The following is a 15,983-nucleotide window of genomic DNA, read 5'->3' as shown; positions in this document are numbered from 1 at the left end:
GACCTGCGGTGTCTCACGGCCCGCTATCACCCGGGACGGCGGTGCGGTCGGCTGTGTGGGGGTGACGTACGGCGGGAAACGCGGGGGTCGTTCTGCCGCCGGATGTTCGACCGCAACATCGCGCTTCGCGGGGGCATCGCCCGGGTCCGTGCCTGCATTCCCAAACTCCTGCCGGATGTGCTCTCCGGGGCCCTCGGTCCGGGGCCGGTCTTCGACCGTGCTGGCCCCCTGGCCGAAGTGCCGGACGGTTATCGGGCGATGGACGACCGGTCGGCGCTGAAGGTGCGCATCTTCTGAGCGCGAGGGCTGGCGGCACGGGTGTGGTTCCTCCCGTGCCGCGGCGCCCTCGTGATGTCAGGCGGTGCGCTTCACGTGGCGGACCAGCCACATCAGCAGGGCGTCCAGGTCGGCGGCGGCCGAGAGGACCCGGTCGACCGCCTCGGGGGTGTGCAGCCACTCCTCGCAGCCGAGGGGACGGGCGGCGATCAGCGAACGGTGGCGCAGCAGGTTCGTACGGGAGTGGTCCGCCGGATAGCCGCGCGGGGGGCGTTTCATCACGTCCCCTGAGATGTCGTAGCCCTTCTTCCGCACGTCCTCGACGATGGCGGACAGTTCGCGGCCGCTCCCCTCGGAGGCCACGGCCTTGCGGAACATGTCCACCTGGCCGGGATCGGGGTACCACCAAGCGCCCTGGATCCGCAGGCCGTCCAGGGCGAACCGGAGACCGATCTCGATCTTGCGGCCGAGCCGGATCACCGCGCCCTGGTGCTGCCACCACCAGGAGTCGGTGCGGTAGTGCCAGACGGAGAAGTCCTCGTACCGGGGGTCGGTGTCCGCGACCTCGTTGAGCAGGGCGATCATCGGCTGCCGGACCAGGCGTTCGCGGTCCGCGCGGTAGCGCTCGCGGGTCGCGTGGGTCGGTTCGCCCTGGAGCTGCCACAACACGTCCATGGCCTGCTCCGGCCAGCCGGTGAACTGTCCGCGCATGCGCGGAGGATAGCTCACCCATGATCCGCGCGCGCGGAGAGTGAGACGGGCAGGGAGGCGTAACCCCAGACAAGGTGGGAGGTGCTGCGGCGGGGCTCGCCGGCCAGTTCGATGTGCCGTGCGCGGTGGGCGAGTTCGTCGAGGAACACGGAGAGTGCAGTCGATATGAAGCGGGCGGTGAGATTGTGCAGCCGAACTTGAGATCCCACACGCCGAGCGCTCAGGTCTGCGCCATGTCGACGAAGCGCGAGTAGTGCCCCTGGAAGGCGACGGTGATCGTGGCCGTCGGACCATTACGGTGCTTGGCCACGATCAAGTCCGCCTCGCCCGCCCGCGGTGACTCCTTCTCGTACGCGTCCTCGCGATGCAGCAGGATCACCATGTCGGCGTCCTGCTCGATGGAGCCGGATTCACGCAGGTCGGAGACCATGGGCTTCTTGTCCGTGCGCTGCTCGGGGCCACGGTTCAGCTGGGAGAGCGCGATCACCGGGAGCTCCAGCTCCTTGGCCAGCAGCTTGAGGTTTCGGGACATGTCCGAGACCTCTTGCTGACGGCTCTCGGCACGCTTCGAGCCACCCGATTGCATCAGCTGCAGATAGTCGATGACGACCAGCTTCAGATCATTGCGCTGCTTCAGCCGCCGGCACTTCGCGCGGATCTCCATCATCGAGAGGTTCGGGGAGTCGTCGATATAGAGCGGAGCCTGGGAGACATCCGGCATCCGACGGGCCAGCCGTGTCCAGTCGTCGTCGGTCATGGTGCCGGAACGCATATGGTGCAGCGCCACCCGCGCCTCCGCGGACAACAGGCGCATCGCGATCTCGTTCCGCCCCATTTCGAGGGAGAAGATCACGCTGGGCAGGTTGTTCTTGATCGAACAGGCCCGGGCGAAGTCCAGCGCCAGCGTGGACTTACCCATGGCGGGACGGGCTGCGATCACGATCATCTGGCCCGGGTGCAGGCCATTGGTCAGCGAGTCGAAGTCCGTGAAGCCGGTGGGCACACCGGTCATCTCGCCGCTGCGCGAGCCGATCGCCTCGATCTCGTCGAGCGCGCCCTCCATGATCTCGCCGAGAGGCAGATAGTCCTCGCTGGTGCGCTGCTCGGTGACGGCGTAGATCTCGGCCTGCGCGGAGTTGACGATCTCATCGACGTCGCCGTCGGCCGCGTATCCCATCTGCGTGATCTTGGTGCCGGCCTCGACGAGTCTGCGCAGCACCGCACGCTCGTGCACGATTTCCGCGTAGTACGAGGCGTTCGCCGCGGTCGGCACCGACTGGACCAGCGTGTGCAGATACGGCGCACCGCCGACGCGGGTGATCTCACCGCGCTTGACCAGTTCGGCCGCGACCGTGATCGGGTCGGCCGGCTCGCCCTTGGCATAGAGGTCGAGAATCGCCGTGTAAACGGTCTCGTGTGCGGGCCGGTAGAAGTCATGGCCCTTGATGATCTCCACGACGTCAGCGATGGCGTCCTTGGAGAGGAGCATGCCGCCGAGGACGGACTGCTCGGCATCCAGGTCCTGCGGAGGCACGCGCTCGAAGCCGGGAGAGCCGCCGTCCCACGCGCCGTTGTCCCTGCCGCGCTCGTGCTGGTCCTCGCGACCGGCACGGCTGTCATTGCGACGCTGACGGGAGACGGGCAGACGATCGCCGGGGCCGCCGTCGGCCGCCCACGGGTCGTCCAAGGGCTCGGAAATGCTCACCCGGCCCACCTCCCTCCGTCCGCCCCGCGGACCTCGCCGTGCACCTCTTTCTACGGCACGGCACTGACAAAACGAACGGCCAGACTCCGCTTCCGGCGCGTCGGGCGACGGTCCACGGTAGGCCCGTCGGCACCGTCAGCCAATCTGGTTATCCACAGGCCGTGTGGACGAGCGACCAGATGCTGTGGAGAACCCCGCAGAACCTGTGCACGGACCGGGGGACAGCACTGTGGACAAAGTCGCGCCCGCCTCGCCGGATACCCTCTGACCTGCACTTTTTCCGTCCACCGGCTGTGGGGGAGAAAAACTTTCCCGACTGGACCAAGATCAGAACAAACGGCGCACAGCAGCGCCGACCGGATGACCCTCGGTAAGGACTGCAAGGCAATTGCATCTCTTACCTGTGGAAGATTACATTGATGCCATGACACAGGCCCCCGCGACACCGAAGGCTCTCCGGCGACGCCATGACCGAGAGATCATCGCGCTCGCCGTTCCCGCCTTCGGAGCCCTCGTCGCCGAGCCGCTCTTCGTGATCGTCGACAGCGCCATCGTCGGCCATCTCGGAACCCCGCAACTCGCCGGACTGGGTGTCGCCGCGGCCCTCCTGATGACCGCCGTGAGCGTCTTCGTGTTCCTCGCGTACGCCACCACGGCCGCCGTCGCACGCCGCGTCGGCGCCGGCGATCTGGCCGCCGCCATCCGGCAGGGGATGGACGGCATCTGGCTCGCCCTGCTCCTAGGCGTGGCCGTCATCGCCGTCACCCTGCCCGCCGCACCCTGGCTCGTCCAGGTCTTCGGAGCCTCCGACACGGCCGCCCCGTACGCCACCACCTATCTGCGGATCTCCAGCCTCGGCATCCCCGCGATGCTCATCGTGCTCGCCGCGACCGGCGTGCTGCGCGGCCTTCAGGACACCAAGACCCCGCTGTACGTCGCCATCGGCGGTTTCGCCGCCAACGCGGTCCTCAACGTGGGCCTTGTCTACGGCGCCGGCCTCGGCATCGCCGGCTCCGCCTGGGGCACTGTCCTCGCCCAGACCGCCATGGCCGTTGCCTACCTCATCGTGGTTGTCCGCGGCGCACGACGGCACGGAGCCTCTCTCCGACCGGACGCGTCGGGCATACGAGCCAGCGCACAGGCTGGTGCCCCTCTCCTGGTCCGTACGCTCTCGCTGCGCGCCATCCTGATGATCGCCACCGCCGTCGCGGCCCGCCTGGGCGACACCGATATCGCCGCCCATCAGATCGTCCTCTCGCTGTGGAGCCTCATGGCCTTCGCGCTCGACGCGATCGCCATCGCCGGGCAGGCGATCATCGGCCGCTATCTGGGCGCCGGTGACGCCGAGGGGGCACGTCAGGCCTGCCGCCGCATGGTGGAGTGGGGCATCGCCACCGGCGTGGTGCTCGGCCTGCTGATCGTGGCCGCGCGACCGCTGCTCATCCCGCTGTTCACCAGTGACCCCGCCGTCCACGACACCCTGCTCCCTGCGCTGCTGGTGGTCGCCTTCTCCCAGCCCATCGCCGGCGTCGTCTTCGTCCTCGACGGCGTATTGATGGGAGCGGGCGACGGCCCGTATCTCGCCCGCGCCATGCTGGTGACTCTGGCGGTCTTCGCGCCCGTCGCGCTGCTCATCCCTGTCCTCGGCGGCGGGCTGACGGCCCTGTGGTGGGCGATGGCGCTGATGATGACCGTCCGCATGGTCACGCTGTGGCTGCGCACTCGCTCTGGCCGCTGGATCGTCACGGGCGCCACGCGCTGATCCCTGTTTCACGTGAAACCGAGCGGACGGGAACCCGGCTCACGCAAGCCGCGCTACCGAAGCCACGTTTCACGTGAAACACAGGCGCATAAGACACGACCCACCACGCCGCGCCAACACAGCAGAAGGGCCGCACCCTCAGGATGCGGCCCTTCTTACGTACTCTGCTCAGCGCAGCGCTTACGCGGCGATGACCTCGATGCCGAGCTTCGCGGCAACCTCGGGGTGCAGACGCACGGACACCTGGTGCGCGCCCAGGGTCTTGATCGGCGTACCGAGCTCAACGCGACGCTTGTCGACCTCCGGGCCACCGGCAGCCTTGATCGCCGAGGCGATGTCGGCCGGGGTGACGGAGCCGAAGAGGCGGCCGGCCTCGCCGGAGCGAACAGCCAGACGCACCTTCACGCCTTCGAGACGGGCCTTGATCTCGTTGGCCTGCTCGATGGTCGCGATCTCGTGGATCTTGCGGGCGCGGCGGATCTGCGCCACGTCCTTCTCGCCACCCTTGGTCCAGCGGATCGCGAAACCACGCGGGACCAGGTAGTTGCGAGCGTAGCCGTCCTTGACGTCAACGACGTCGCCGGCAGTGCCGAGGCCGGAGACCTCGTGAGTGAGGATGATCTTCATGATTCGGTCACCCTCCCTTAGCGCGCGGTGGACGTGTAGGGCAGCAGCGCCATCTCACGGCTGTTCTTCACGGCCGTGGCGACGTCACGCTGGTGCTGCGTGCAGTTGCCGGTAACGCGGCGGGCACGGATCTTGCCGCGGTCGGAAATGAACTTCCGCAGCATGTTCGTGTCCTTGTAGTCCACGTAAACGGTCTTGTCCTTGCAGAATGCGCAGACCTTCTTCTTAGGCTTGCGCACAGGCGGCTTCGCCATGTGTATCTCCTGTGTGATCAAGAAGTGGGGGTACGAGCTCCCCTGGTAGGGATCCCTTAGAAGGGGGGCTCGTCCGAGTAGCCGCCGCCAGAACCGCCAGTACCGCCGGAGCCGCCGGAGCTTCCGCCCCAGCTGCCTCCGCCGCCCTGCTGCTGGCCGCCGCCGGCCGGCGCGCTGGTGGCCCAGGGGTCGTCGGCGGGTGCACCGCCGCCGCCCTGCTGCTGACCACCGCTGGGACCGCCGCCCCAGTTGCCGCCGCCCTGCTGACCGCCGCCATAACCGCCCTGGCCACCGCGGCCGGTGGTCTTGGTGACCTTGGCCGTGGCGTTCTTGAGGCTGGGGCCGACTTCCTCGACATCCAGCTCGTAGACCGTGCGCTTGACGCCCTCGCGGTCCTCATAGGACCGCTGCTTCAACCGGCCCTGCACGACAACACGCATGCCGCGCTGGAGCGACTCGGCGACGTTCTCCGCCGCCTGACGCCAGACCGAGCAGGTGAGGAAGAGGCTTTCGCCGTCCTTCCACTCATTGGTCTGACGGTCGAAGGTGCGGGGAGTGGACGCGACGCGGAACTTCGCGACCGCCGCACCGGACGGGGTGAAGCGCAGCTCGGGGTCGTCGACGAGATTGCCGACGACCGTGATGACGGTCTCGCCTGCCATGGGTGAACCTCTCGGCGGGGATTGCTTCTGGCTGCTTGCTGCTACTCGAACCCGATGACCTCTGAGCTAGGTGCTCAGTGGGTCTCGGGACGGAGGACCTTGGTCCGGAGGACCGACTCGTTCAGGTTCATCTGTCGGTCGAGCTCCTTGACGACCGCAGGCTCGGCCTGCAGGTCGATGACCGAGTAGATGCCCTCGGGCTTCTTCTTGATCTCGTAAGAGAGACGACGACGGCCCCAGGTGTCGACCTTCTCAACCTTTCCGTTGCCCTCACGGACGACGGAGAGGAAGTTCTCGATCAGCGGGGAGACAGCGCGCTCCTCGAGATCGGGGTCGAGGATGACCATCACCTCGTAGTGACGCATGTGGAACCCACCTCCTTTGGACTCAGCGGCCACGGTCGTTCCGTGGCAGGAGGGTCGTGATGCGTAAGCAACGGTATCGGCCGCCACTGACAATCCGGGGGGATTGTGTTCTGGTCAGGGCAGACACCGGTGCAGACCGTACAGAGTACCTGCTGCCGCCCTTCCGGTTGAAATCCGGTGGCCAGGGGCCCCACCCTGTACCCATCGGGTGTGGGCGGCGTCACAGGCGCCGCCTTCCGGGAAGGCCAGGAGGTGCTTCATGGCACAAACAATGCGACAGAACCCCACAGGCTCTCTTCTCGCCACAGACGGCAAACCTCATCCGCTCCAGGACGCCCTGATGGTGGCGACCCTGGTGCTGGGTGCGGTGGCGTTTGTGTCCGCGCAGTTCTACAACCTGCACCTGCTCACTTCTTGGTCCGGACTGATCGGGATTCTCACGGGCGCATACGGCCAGTTCATCTCGGTCACAACCCGCGAACGCTTCCTCCTGATCGTCGGACTCGGCGCCTCGGCCTTCGGCTTTTTCCTCGGAATGGCACACGGCGGGCTCTTCGGTGGCCTGATCAGCTACTAGCCCCGTTCTCACACGGCCATTCGGGGCGCTCCCCCAGCGCAGTAGGCTTCGGCGCGAGAGCCGGAGCCCCTGTACCCATGGGGACACACCTGCCGAGGAGCGCCCCGCATGACCCTGACCCTGAGGACCATCAGCCGAGAGCAGCATCTGGCGTACATCCAGAGCCTGCCTTCGGCAAGTCACTGCCAGGTCCCGGCGTGGGCTGACGTGAAGACGGAATGGCGCTCGGAGAACCTGGGCTGGTTCGACAAGAGCGGCGAACTCGTGGGCGCGGGCCTGGTGTTGTACCGCCAGCTGCCCAAGATCAAGCGGTACCTCGCTTATCTGCCCGAGGGCCCGGTGATCAACTGGTACGCACCGAACCTGGACGACTGGCTCCAGCCGATGCTCGCCCACCTCAAGCAGCAGGGTGCGTTCTCCGTGAAGATGGGCCCGCCGGTGGTCATCCGCCGCTGGGACGCGCCGGCGATCAAGGCGGGCATCCAGGACCCCGACGTGAAGCGGCTGCGGGACGTCGAGGCGACGCACATCGAGCCGCGCGCCTTCGAAGTGGCCGACCGGCTGCGGAAGATGGGCTGGCAGCAGGGCGAGGACGGCGGTGCCGGCTTCGGCGACGTCCAGCCGCGGTACGTCTATCAGGTGCCGCTGGCCAACCGTTCGCTCGACGATGTCCTCAAGGGCTTCAACCAGCTGTGGCGACGCAATATCAAGAAGGCCGAGAAGGCCGGCGTCAACGTCGTCCAGGGCGGCTACGAGGACCTTGAGGAATGGCAGCGGCTGTACGAGATCACCGCCGTGCGCGACCACTTCCGGCCGCGCCCGCTCTCGTACTTCCAGCGCATGTGGAAGGTGCTGAACTCCGAGGACCCCAACCGCATGCGGCTGTACTTCGCGCGGCACAACGGTGTGAACCTGTCCGCGGCGACCATGCTGGTCGTCGGCGGGCACGTCTGGTACTCCTACGGCGCGTCCGACAACATCGGCCGTGACGTCCGGCCCTCGAACGCAATGCAGTGGCGGATGTTGCGCGATGCCTACGCCATGGGCGCTACCGTCTACGACCTGCGCGGCATCAGCGACTCGCTGGACGAGACCGACCACCTCTTCGGTCTGATCCAGTTCAAGGTCGGCACGGGCGGCGAGGCCGTCGAGTACGTCGGCGAGTGGGACTTCCCGCTCAACAAGCTGCTGCACAAGGCGCTCGACATCTACATGTCGCGCCGCTGACGCCGCCGCGGCCCACGCCGTAACCTCGTAGATCTCGCACATATCTCTGATACACCGCACACACCAGAAAGGTTCCGGGCCGGCCATGGCGCTCTCCCTGTACGTCGACACCGCGCGCTGGCGGGCGCACCAGAAGTCCGTGATCGACCAGTTCCCCGGACTCGTACCGGTGTGCAAGGGCAATGGCTACGGCTTCGGTCACGAGCGGCTCTCGGAAGAGGCCTCGCGCTTCGGCTCCGACATGCTGGCCGTCGGCACCACCTATGAAGCGGCCCGGATCAAGGACTGGTTCAGCGGCGACCTCCTGGTCCTGACGCCGTTCCGGCGCGGTGAGGAACCGGTTCCGCTGCCCGACCGCGTCATCCGCTCGGTCTCCTCGGTCGACGGTGTGCACGCCCTGGTCGGGGCGCGAGTGGTCATCGAGTGCATGAGCTCCATGAGGCGCCACGGCATCGCCGAGCACGAGCTGGGCCAGCTGCACGCCGCCATCGAGGACGTACGGCTGGAAGGCTTCGCGCTCCATCTGCCCCTGGACCGTACGGACGGCTCGGACGCGGTCGAGGAGGTCATCGGCTGGATGGACCGGCTGCGCGCCGCCCGGCTGCCGCTGCACGCCATGTTTGTGAGCCATCTGCGCGCGACCGAGCTGGCGCGACTGCAGCAGCAGTTCCCGCAGACCCGCTTCCGCGCGCGCATGGGTACGCGGCTGTGGCTCGGCGACCACGAGGCAACCGAGTACCGCGGCGCCGTCCTCGACGTCACGCGCGTCGCCAAGGGTGACCGTTTCGGCTACCGCCAGCAGAAGGCCGCGTCCGACGGCTGGCTGGTCGTCGTCGCCGGCGGCACGTCCCACGGCGTCGGCCTGGAGGCCCCGAAGGCCCTGCACGGCGTGATGCCGCGAGCCAAGGGCGTCGCACGCGCGGGCCTGGCGACCGTCAACCGGAATCTGTCGCCGTTCGTCTGGGAGGGCAAGCAGCGCTGGTTCGCGGAGCCGCCGCACATGCAGGTCTCGATCCTGTTCGTGCCCGCGGAATCACAGGAGCCGAAGGTCGGCGACGAGCTGGTGGCGCATCTGCGCCATACGACAACGCAGTTCGACCGCCTCGTCGACCGCTAGGGCCGCCGAGAGCCTCCTGAGATCCAAGAGGACTCCTGGGGAGGCCGGGAGAAGGAACGGCCGTAAGGGGACGGCCAGGACCCGTCAGGAAGGCCGCTAGGCCGACGGCTGAGCCCCACCGGAGCCCTGCGGAGAGCCTGTGCCCCACTCCACCTTCGGCCCCTCCACGGCGTGCGCCGCATGCCGCGGAGGATGCGCCGCACGCCCCAGCACGAAGGCGTCCTCGGCCCCGTCGAGCACACCGCCCGACGGATCGTCCGACCCGTCCTGCCGTACACCGTCCCGCTCCGGCATCAGGATGTCCCGCACCACCACGGCGCACAGATAGAGCGTGCCCAGCAGATGCAGTGCGATCGCCACCTGATAGCCCTCGGGCGGCAGTCCCTGGTGCTTGGGGCTTGTGGTGTACGCGAGGTACATCCAGATCCCGAGGAAGTACATGACCTCGCAGGCCTGCCAGATCAGGAAGTCCCGCCAGCGCGGCCTGGCCAGCGCCGCAAGCGGAATCAGCCACAGTACGTACTGCGGTGAGTAGACCTTGTTGGTGAGGATGAACGCGGCGACCACCAGGAACGCGAGCTGCGCGAAGCGCGGCCGCCGGGGAGCACTCAGCGTCAGCGCCGCAACGCCCGCGCAGGCCAGGATCATCAGCAGCGTGGCGTAGGTGTTCACGGAGTCGACCTCGATGGGCTCGCCCGTGCGCTGCGTGATGATCAGCCAGAACGATCCGAAGTCGATCTGCCGCTCCTGGCTGAAGGTGTAGAACTTCTTCCAGCCCTCCGGCGCCAGCAGCATCACCGGCAGATTCACCGCCAGCCAGGCACCGCCCGCGCCCAGCGCCGCTGTGGTGAACTCCCGCCATTTGCCGGCCCGCCAGCACAGCAGAAGCAGCGGGCCGAGCAGCAGCACGGGATAGAGCTTGGCCGCGGTCGCCAGCCCGATGAGGATGCCGAAGGCCAGCGGCCTGCTGCGGGACCACATCAGCATCGCCGCCGCGGTGAGAGCCACGGCCAGCAGGTCCCAGTTGATGGTGGCGGTGAGGGCGAAGGCGGGTGCCAGCGCCACCAGGAGCGCGTCCCAGGGCCGACGACGGTGTGTGCGGGCCACACAGACGGCGATGACCGCGGTGCAGATCAACAGCATGCCCGCGTTGACCATCCAGTACATCTGCTCCTGGTTCTGCATGGAGCCGCCGGCCAGATTGAGCCAGGACGCGACCTGCATGAACAGCCCGGTCAGCACGGGGTACTCGAGGTACTCCATGTCGCCGGGCAGCTGGTCGAAGTACGGAATGAGTCCTTCCGAGAAGCCGCGGCCCAGGTAGAGGTGCGGGATGTCGGAGTAGCAGGCGTGTGTGTACTGGGAACTGGTGCCTCGGAACCACGCCCAGTTGTAACAAGGCATCTTCTGCACCATGCCCAGCGCAAACATCCCGATGGCCACCAATGCCACGACACGCACGGGCGTGAGGTAGCCGCTGCCGGCGCGACTGGCCCAGCGGCCGATCGGACCGCCGATCAGCTGGCTGCCGGACGCCGCGACGGAGTCCCGCCGGGTGGGCCGTACGTCCGGCCGGTCCTGGTACACGCTCGTCTCTTCTGCGCTGGGCATGGTGCACATCCTGCCGTACGGGATCCAGTACGCGGCGAGGGCCGCCGCAGCCGGAGCGCACAGGCTGTGCGTACCGGGGTTGCGGCGGCCCTCACAGGTTTGCGGGGCTCGGACAGACGGTTGCTAACCCGTCGATCCTCCGAAGAAGCCTCCGTTGCCGTTGCCGTTACCGCCGCCGTTGGTATCCGGTGACGTCGTTGGACTCGTTGTGACGCCGCCGTCCGCGCCGCCGTTGTTGGCTCCGCCGTTGGTCGGGGTGCCGGTGCTGCCGCCCTGGGTGCCGCAGGTGAAGTCCTCCCACGGGTTGCAGGACTCGCTCGGGTCCGGAGAGCCGGACGGCGTCAGGGACGGCGTGATCGACGGCGTCGTGGACGGAGAACCGGACGGCGACTCGGTCGGCGTCGGCGACGGGCTGGTGGCGCCACCGCCCCAGACGGCGTCACCGATCGGCTCAGGCTTGGGGAACTCCAGGAACTTTGCGCCCTTTAGCGCTTCCGACATGTACGCCTGCCAGATCTCGGACGGGAACGAGGCACCGTGGATCTTCTTCTGGCCGCCCGTGCCGAACATCTCGAGGAACTCGCGCTTCTTGCCGCTCTTCTCGTTGTCGTCGAGGCGGTACATGTCGATCGCGGTCGACAGCTGCGGGGTGTAGCCGACGAACCACGCCGACTTGTTTCCGTCGGTCGTACCGGTCTTGCCGGCGACGTCACGACCGGGAAGCCGGGCGTTCTTACCGGTGCCCTCGTCGTCTTCGACGACGTCTTTGAGCACGTCGGTGACGTTGCTCGCGACGGCGGTGTCAAAAGCCCGCTCGGGCACGTCCTCGTGCTCCCAGATCGTCTTGCCGCGCTTGACGACCTTCGTGACGGAGTACGGGTCCCGCTGCTCGCCATTGGCCGCGAAGGTTCCGTACGCGCCAGCCATGCGGATGGCGCTGGGGGAGGAAATACCGATCGAGAACGAGGGGACGTTCGACTTGTTGAGGGAGCCCTCCAACAGTCCGGCGTCCATGGCCGCCTGCCTCACCTGCGGGATGCCGACGTCCATGCCGAGTTGCACGAAGGGTGAGTTGGCGGAGTGGATCATGGCTTCACGCAGCGTGATGTTCTTGTACGACTCGTCGCCGTCATTGGTCTGCAGCCACTCCTTCCCCTCCTCGTTCTGCCAGACGCTGCCGTCCCACCTCTTGATCTTGAGCTTGTTCACGCCGTTGTACACGCTCTTGTCGGGATCGACGATGGTGCGCTCGTCCCTCCCTTGCTCTTCCGGACCCTCGGGGTCGCGCACACCCTCACTCATGGCAGCGGCGAGCACAAACGGCTTGAAGGTCGATCCGACCTGGGCACCGGTCGCGTCGGCGTTGTTGGTGAAGTGCTTGGTCGCGTCCTCGCCACCGTAGATCGCGACGATGGCACCGGTCTGCGGGTTGACCGACGCGCCGCCGAACTGGACGTGGGTGTCCTTTTCGGGGCGCTTCTTCGGGTCGATGTTCTCCTTGCGGACCTTCTTGACCGCGTCCTCGAGCTTCTTGACCTTGTCCTTCTCGAAGGTCGTGTGAATCTCGTAGCCGCCTTGCGCAAGCTCCTTGGCGCCCACACCCTCGGCGTTGTTGTTGAGGAAGTTGGCCTTGGCAAGGTCCACCAGATAGCCGACCTGCCCGCCCAGCTTGGCGCCCTTCGTGACGGGCTTGACCGGTGGGAACGCCTTGTACGAGGCCCTCTCCTCGGCGGTCAGGTACCCGTCCTTGACCATCTCGTTGAGGATCCAGCCCCAGCGCTCGGTGGCGCGGGCCTTGTTGGCCTCCGGCGTCGCCGCGGGGTCGATGTCCGTGGAGCCGGCCGGGTCGAAGTAAGTCGCACCCTTCAGCAGCGAGGCAAGGAAGGCGCACTGACTGGCGTTCAGGTCCTTCGAGTTCTTGCCGAAGTACGTACGGGCCGCGGCCTGGATTCCATAGGCGCCGCGCCCGTAGTAGGAGGTGTTCAGATAGCCGGCCATGATGTCCGGCTTTTCCATATCGGTGCCGACCTTTATGGAGATGAACAGCTCCTTGAACTTACGGCTCAGGGTCTGCGACTGGTCGCCGAGCCGTGCGTTCTTCACATACTGCTGAGTGATGGTGGAGCCGCCCTGGGTCTGCCCGCCCTTGGCCATGTTCAGCAGCGCCCGGCTGATGCCCACCGGGTCGATGCCCCTGTCCTTCCGGAACGTCTTGTTCTCCGCCGAGATCACCGCGTTCTGCATCGCCACAGGGATCTCCTCGATCCCGACGATCTGGCGGTTGACCTCACCACCGGTGGCGGCCATCTGCGAGCCGTCCTCCCAGTAGTAGACGTTGTTCTGCGCCTGGGCCGCTTCGTCCGGTTTCGGCACCTCCACCATCGCGTACGCGATGGTCGCCGCACCCATCAGGCTGGCGAGGAAGGCAATGCAGAGCCCGGAGACGAGCTTCCACGACGGCACCCAGCGACGCCACCCGTACTTGTTGTGGCGCGGGTAGTCGATCAGCCGCTTCTTGCCGGGGCTCCCGCCACGGCCGCGGCCGGGACCCTCATGGCCTCCGCCACCGCCGCCTCGGCGGCCCCCGCCACGGCCTCCGTGACCACCGGTGCCGCCACTGCGCTGCGCGGCACGACGGGCCTCGGCGCGGCCGCCGTAGGGCCGCTCCTGACCGTACGACTCTGAAGCAGATCCAGCGCTGGTGCCCCTGGACGGGGCCGCGCGGCGGCCTGACGGCTGCTGGGCGGCGCGCCTGGCGGCCGCACGCCCGCCACCCTGCGGCTGTGGCGGTTTGCGACGGTGCTCGCTCATCGAACGACTACTCCTCGGGCAGGCAAGACGCCTGGAAGCGGCAGTTGTGTTCCGGTCCCCCCGAAATGGATACGGACCAGCTCCGCAAAGAGCTCATCCGCTGTGCATCCACGGCGATGACGCCCTCAGGCGTCACGTGGTTCCCGGTGGTCTGCATGCCGCACAGACTACGCACGGTCAAAACCCACCTATCGTTGAAGTTCACCCTAAATCAGGCAACTTGCTCGCTATGAATTGACGATGTGATGCCGTTCACGATGGCCCCTCTTGTCGCAGGCGGCACGTCCGCCTATCGTGCTGATGTATCGAGTCGATACATCAGCACGGCATAAGTGACCGAGACAGCGGAGGAGGCAACGATGAGCAGGCGCTCCGGCATCCTCGAGTTCGCCGTTCTCGGTCTGCTCCGTGAAGCCCCGATGCACGGGTATGAGCTGCGGAAACGGCTCAATACCTCGCTGGGAATCTTCCGGGCCTTCAGTTACGGGACCCTCTACCCCTGCCTCAAGACGCTGGTCGCCAACGGCTGGTTGATCGAGGAACCGGGCAGCGCTCCCGAAGACGCTCTCGCCGCATCACTTGCGGGACGCCGCGCCAAGATCGTCTACCGGTTGACGGCGGAAGGTAAGGATCACTTCGAGGAGCTGCTCTCGCACACCGGCCCGGACACCTGGGAGGACGAGCACTTCGCCGCTCGTTTCGCCTTCTTCGGCCAGACGGAGCGCGAGGTGCGCATGCGGGTGCTGGAGGGCCGTCGCAGCCGGCTGGAAGAGCGGCTGGAGAAGATGAGCGCCTCCCTGGCCCGCACCCGCGAGCGCCTCGACGACTACACCCTTGAGCTGCAGCGACACGGTATGGAGTCCGTGGAGCGCGAAGTGCGCTGGCTGAACGAGCTCATCGAGAGCGAGCGGGCGGGGCGGGATCGGCGAGATCCCTCCTCCGAGCGCTCAGCTCAGCAGGACAACACATCTGGAGCGACGGGCGGCCTGCCCCGGCACACGGGTGCCGAGTCGCCCGGGGATACACCCCCCGGGCCCTCGACCCCGCCGGATCCGACCGACGACACCACCAAGTGAGACCCAGCGATCAGCGAGGTCTCAGCCGTAATACCGAGAACACACAGGGAGCAACCGGAATGGGTTCGGTTCGCGTAGCCATCGTCGGCGTGGGCAACTGCGCCGCCTCGCTGGTGCAGGGCGTCGAGTACTACAAGGACGCCGACCCGGCCGGCAAGGTGCCGGGTCTGATGCACGTCCAGTTCGGCGACTACCACGTCTCCGACGTCGAGTTCGTCGCCGCCTTCGACGTGGACGCCAAGAAGGTCGGCCTCGACCTGGCGGACGCCATCGGCGCCAGCGAGAACAACACCATCAAGATCTGCGACGTCCCGAACTCGGGCGTCACCGTGCAGCGCGGCCACACCCTGGACGGTCTGGGCAAGTACTACCGCCTGACCATCGAAGAGTCCGCCGAGGCCCCGGTCGACGTCGTCCAGATCCTCAAGGACAAGCAGGTCGACGTCCTGGTCTGCTACCTGCCCGTCGGCTCCGAGGACGCTGCGAAGTTCTACGCGCAGTGCGCCATCGACGCCAAGGTCGCGTTCGTCAACGCCCTTCCGGTCTTCATCGCCGGTACGAAGGAGTGGGCGGACAAGTTCACCGAGGCGGGCGTCCCGATCGTCGGCGACGACATCAAGTCGCAGGTCGGCGCCACCATCACGCACCGCGTGATGGCGAAGCTCTTCGAGGACCGGGGTGTCATCCTGGACCGCACGATGCAGCTGAACGTCGGCGGCAACATGGACTTCAAGAACATGCTCGAGCGTGATCGCCTGGAGTCCAAGAAGATCTCGAAGACGCAGGCCGTCACCTCGCAGATCCGTGACCGCGAGATGGGCGAGGACAACGTCCACATCGGTCCGTCGGACTATGTGGCATGGCTCGACGACCGCAAGTGGGCGTACGTCCGCCTTGAGGGCCGCGCCTTCGGTGAGGTTCCGCTGAACCTCGAGTACAAGCTCGAGGTCTGGGACTCCCCGAACTCCGCGGGCATCATCATCGACGCCGTGCGCGCCGCGAAGATCGCCAAGGACCGCGGCATCGGCGGCCCGATCCTCTCCGCGTCCTCGTACTTCATGAAGTCCCCGCCGGTGCAGTACTTCGACGACGAGGCCCGCGAGAACGTCGAGAAGTTCATCAAGGGCGAGGTCGAGCGCTAAGCGTTCTTCTGATCGTCCACGGAGGGTCCCTGGGTAATCCGCCCAGGGACCCTCCGTGTG

The 15,983-nt window shown here is 67.0% G+C and carries 16 protein-coding genes; 7 read left to right on the top strand and 9 right to left on the bottom strand.

Annotated elements, in window-relative coordinates:
- The first annotated feature begins 102 nt into the window (after positions 1 to 102).
- Positions 103 to 297: a hypothetical protein gene (locus ACH4YL_RS06015; protein ID WP_398505257.1), complete on the top strand. Its 195-nt coding sequence runs from the start codon at positions 103 to 105 to the stop codon at positions 295 to 297.
- Positions 298 to 354: 57 nt separating this feature from the next.
- On the opposite strand, the gene ACH4YL_RS06010 is transcribed toward ACH4YL_RS06015, so the two are convergent.
- Genes ACH4YL_RS06010 through dnaB form a run of 3 tightly spaced genes read right to left on the bottom strand, consistent with a single transcriptional unit; the run spans position 355 to position 2,674 of the window.
- Entirely contained in the window at positions 355 to 987 is a 633-nt protein-coding gene (locus ACH4YL_RS06010; protein ID WP_398505255.1) for a DUF2461 family protein, read from the bottom strand.
- A gap of 14 nt (positions 988 to 1,001) precedes the next feature.
- Positions 1,002 to 1,196, bottom strand: coding sequence for a hypothetical protein (locus ACH4YL_RS06005; protein ID WP_175302441.1), 195 nt, complete (start codon positions 1,194 to 1,196; stop codon positions 1,002 to 1,004).
- Positions 1,197 to 1,207: 11 nt separating this feature from the next.
- The gene (gene dnaB / locus ACH4YL_RS06000) at positions 1,208 to 2,674 is read right to left on the bottom strand and encodes a replicative DNA helicase (protein ID WP_398505613.1); all 1,467 of its coding nucleotides are present in this window, start codon (positions 2,672 to 2,674) and stop codon (positions 1,208 to 1,210) included.
- A 442-nt stretch (positions 2,675 to 3,116) separates the two neighbouring features.
- Here dnaB and ACH4YL_RS05995 point away from each other — a divergent pair, with 442 nt between their 5' ends.
- Positions 3,117 to 4,454 (top strand): MATE family efflux transporter, encoded by a 1,338-nt coding sequence (locus ACH4YL_RS05995; protein WP_398505252.1) that lies wholly within the window; start codon positions 3,117 to 3,119, stop codon positions 4,452 to 4,454.
- A gap of 180 nt (positions 4,455 to 4,634) precedes the next feature.
- Here the strand turns inward: ACH4YL_RS05995 and rplI are convergent, their stop codons facing one another.
- The 4 genes from rplI to rpsF form a co-directional block, all read right to left on the bottom strand.
- Positions 4,635 to 5,081, bottom strand: a complete 447-nt coding sequence (gene rplI / locus ACH4YL_RS05990; protein ID WP_398505250.1) for a 50S ribosomal protein L9 — start codon at positions 5,079 to 5,081, stop codon at positions 4,635 to 4,637.
- Positions 5,082 to 5,098: 17 nt separating this feature from the next.
- On the bottom strand, positions 5,099 to 5,335 hold the full coding sequence (rpsR, locus tag ACH4YL_RS05985; protein WP_003956534.1) for a 30S ribosomal protein S18: 237 nt from the start codon (positions 5,333 to 5,335) through the stop codon (positions 5,099 to 5,101).
- 56 nt (positions 5,336 to 5,391) lie between these two features.
- Positions 5,392 to 5,997 carry a single-stranded DNA-binding protein gene (locus ACH4YL_RS05980; protein ID WP_398505248.1) on the bottom strand — a complete coding sequence of 202 codons (606 nt, stop codon included), beginning with the start codon at positions 5,995 to 5,997 and terminating at the stop codon, positions 5,392 to 5,394.
- A gap of 74 nt (positions 5,998 to 6,071) precedes the next feature.
- Entirely contained in the window at positions 6,072 to 6,362 is a 291-nt protein-coding gene (gene rpsF / locus ACH4YL_RS05975) for a 30S ribosomal protein S6 (protein ID WP_006604399.1), read from the bottom strand.
- 259 nt (positions 6,363 to 6,621) lie between these two features.
- Here rpsF and ACH4YL_RS05970 point away from each other — a divergent pair, with 259 nt between their 5' ends.
- From ACH4YL_RS05970 to ACH4YL_RS05960, 3 genes are all read left to right on the top strand, one after another.
- A complete protein-coding gene (locus ACH4YL_RS05970; RefSeq protein ID WP_398505246.1) occupies positions 6,622 to 6,939 on the top strand; it encodes a hypothetical protein in 318 nt (105 codons plus the stop codon).
- A gap of 108 nt (positions 6,940 to 7,047) precedes the next feature.
- Positions 7,048 to 8,166, top strand: a complete 1,119-nt coding sequence (locus ACH4YL_RS05965) for a lipid II:glycine glycyltransferase FemX (RefSeq protein ID WP_398505244.1) — start codon at positions 7,048 to 7,050, stop codon at positions 8,164 to 8,166.
- Positions 8,167 to 8,251: 85 nt separating this feature from the next.
- On the top strand, positions 8,252 to 9,283 hold the full coding sequence (locus ACH4YL_RS05960; RefSeq protein ID WP_398505242.1) for an alanine racemase: 1,032 nt from the start codon (positions 8,252 to 8,254) through the stop codon (positions 9,281 to 9,283).
- A gap of 96 nt (positions 9,284 to 9,379) precedes the next feature.
- Here ACH4YL_RS05960 and ACH4YL_RS05955 read toward each other — a convergent pair whose 3' ends face one another.
- Positions 9,380 to 10,894: a glycosyltransferase family 87 protein gene (locus ACH4YL_RS05955; protein WP_398505240.1), complete on the bottom strand. Its 1,515-nt coding sequence runs from the start codon at positions 10,892 to 10,894 to the stop codon at positions 9,380 to 9,382.
- Between the two features lie 123 nt (positions 10,895 to 11,017).
- Positions 11,018 to 13,705, bottom strand: a complete 2,688-nt coding sequence (locus tag ACH4YL_RS05950) for a transglycosylase domain-containing protein (RefSeq protein ID WP_398505238.1) — start codon at positions 13,703 to 13,705, stop codon at positions 11,018 to 11,020.
- A gap of 359 nt (positions 13,706 to 14,064) precedes the next feature.
- Between ACH4YL_RS05950 and ACH4YL_RS05945 the strand changes: the two genes are divergently transcribed.
- Complete coding sequence (locus tag ACH4YL_RS05945; protein ID WP_398505236.1) at positions 14,065 to 14,781, top strand: helix-turn-helix transcriptional regulator; 717 nt, start codon at positions 14,065 to 14,067, stop codon at positions 14,779 to 14,781.
- Positions 14,782 to 14,840: 59 nt separating this feature from the next.
- The gene (locus ACH4YL_RS05940) at positions 14,841 to 15,923 is read left to right on the top strand and encodes an inositol-3-phosphate synthase (RefSeq protein WP_398505234.1); all 1,083 of its coding nucleotides are present in this window, start codon (positions 14,841 to 14,843) and stop codon (positions 15,921 to 15,923) included.
- The last annotated feature ends 60 nt before the right edge of the window (positions 15,924 to 15,983 follow it).

Source organism: Streptomyces sp. NPDC020681, from assembly GCF_044334895.1.
GTDB lineage: Bacteria > Actinomycetota > Actinomycetes > Streptomycetales > Streptomycetaceae > Streptomyces.
Note: the sequence above shows the minus strand (reverse complement) of the source record. Positions and strands in the feature narration are given on the sequence as shown.

Excerpts from the sequence above, each read along its gene's own strand:
- rpsR (WP_003956534.1), bottom strand. The coding sequence starts at position 5,335 with ATGGCGAAGCCGCCTGTGCGCAAGCCTAAGAAGAAGGTCTGCGCATTC.
- ACH4YL_RS06010 (WP_398505255.1), bottom strand. The coding sequence starts at position 987 with ATGCGCGGACAGTTCACCGGCTGGCCGGAGCAGGCCATGGACGTGTTG.
- ACH4YL_RS06015 (WP_398505257.1), top strand. The coding sequence starts at position 103 with ATGTTCGACCGCAACATCGCGCTTCGCGGGGGCATCGCCCGGGTCCGT.
- ACH4YL_RS05940 (WP_398505234.1), top strand. The coding sequence starts at position 14,841 with ATGGGTTCGGTTCGCGTAGCCATCGTCGGCGTGGGCAACTGCGCCGCC.
- rplI (WP_398505250.1), bottom strand. The coding sequence starts at position 5,081 with ATGAAGATCATCCTCACTCACGAGGTCTCCGGCCTCGGCACTGCCGGC.
- ACH4YL_RS05945 (WP_398505236.1), top strand. The coding sequence starts at position 14,065 with ATGAGCAGGCGCTCCGGCATCCTCGAGTTCGCCGTTCTCGGTCTGCTC.
- ACH4YL_RS05955 (WP_398505240.1), bottom strand. The coding sequence starts at position 10,894 with ATGCCCAGCGCAGAAGAGACGAGCGTGTACCAGGACCGGCCGGACGTA.
- ACH4YL_RS05995 (WP_398505252.1), top strand. The coding sequence starts at position 3,117 with ATGACACAGGCCCCCGCGACACCGAAGGCTCTCCGGCGACGCCATGAC.
- ACH4YL_RS05950 (WP_398505238.1), bottom strand. The coding sequence starts at position 13,705 with ATGAGCGAGCACCGTCGCAAACCGCCACAGCCGCAGGGTGGCGGGCGT.
- ACH4YL_RS05960 (WP_398505242.1), top strand. The coding sequence starts at position 8,252 with ATGGCGCTCTCCCTGTACGTCGACACCGCGCGCTGGCGGGCGCACCAG.
- ACH4YL_RS05970 (WP_398505246.1), top strand. The coding sequence starts at position 6,622 with ATGGCACAAACAATGCGACAGAACCCCACAGGCTCTCTTCTCGCCACA.
- ACH4YL_RS05965 (WP_398505244.1), top strand. The coding sequence starts at position 7,048 with ATGACCCTGACCCTGAGGACCATCAGCCGAGAGCAGCATCTGGCGTAC.
- rpsF (WP_006604399.1), bottom strand. The coding sequence starts at position 6,362 with ATGCGTCACTACGAGGTGATGGTCATCCTCGACCCCGATCTCGAGGAG.
- ACH4YL_RS05980 (WP_398505248.1), bottom strand. The coding sequence starts at position 5,997 with ATGGCAGGCGAGACCGTCATCACGGTCGTCGGCAATCTCGTCGACGAC.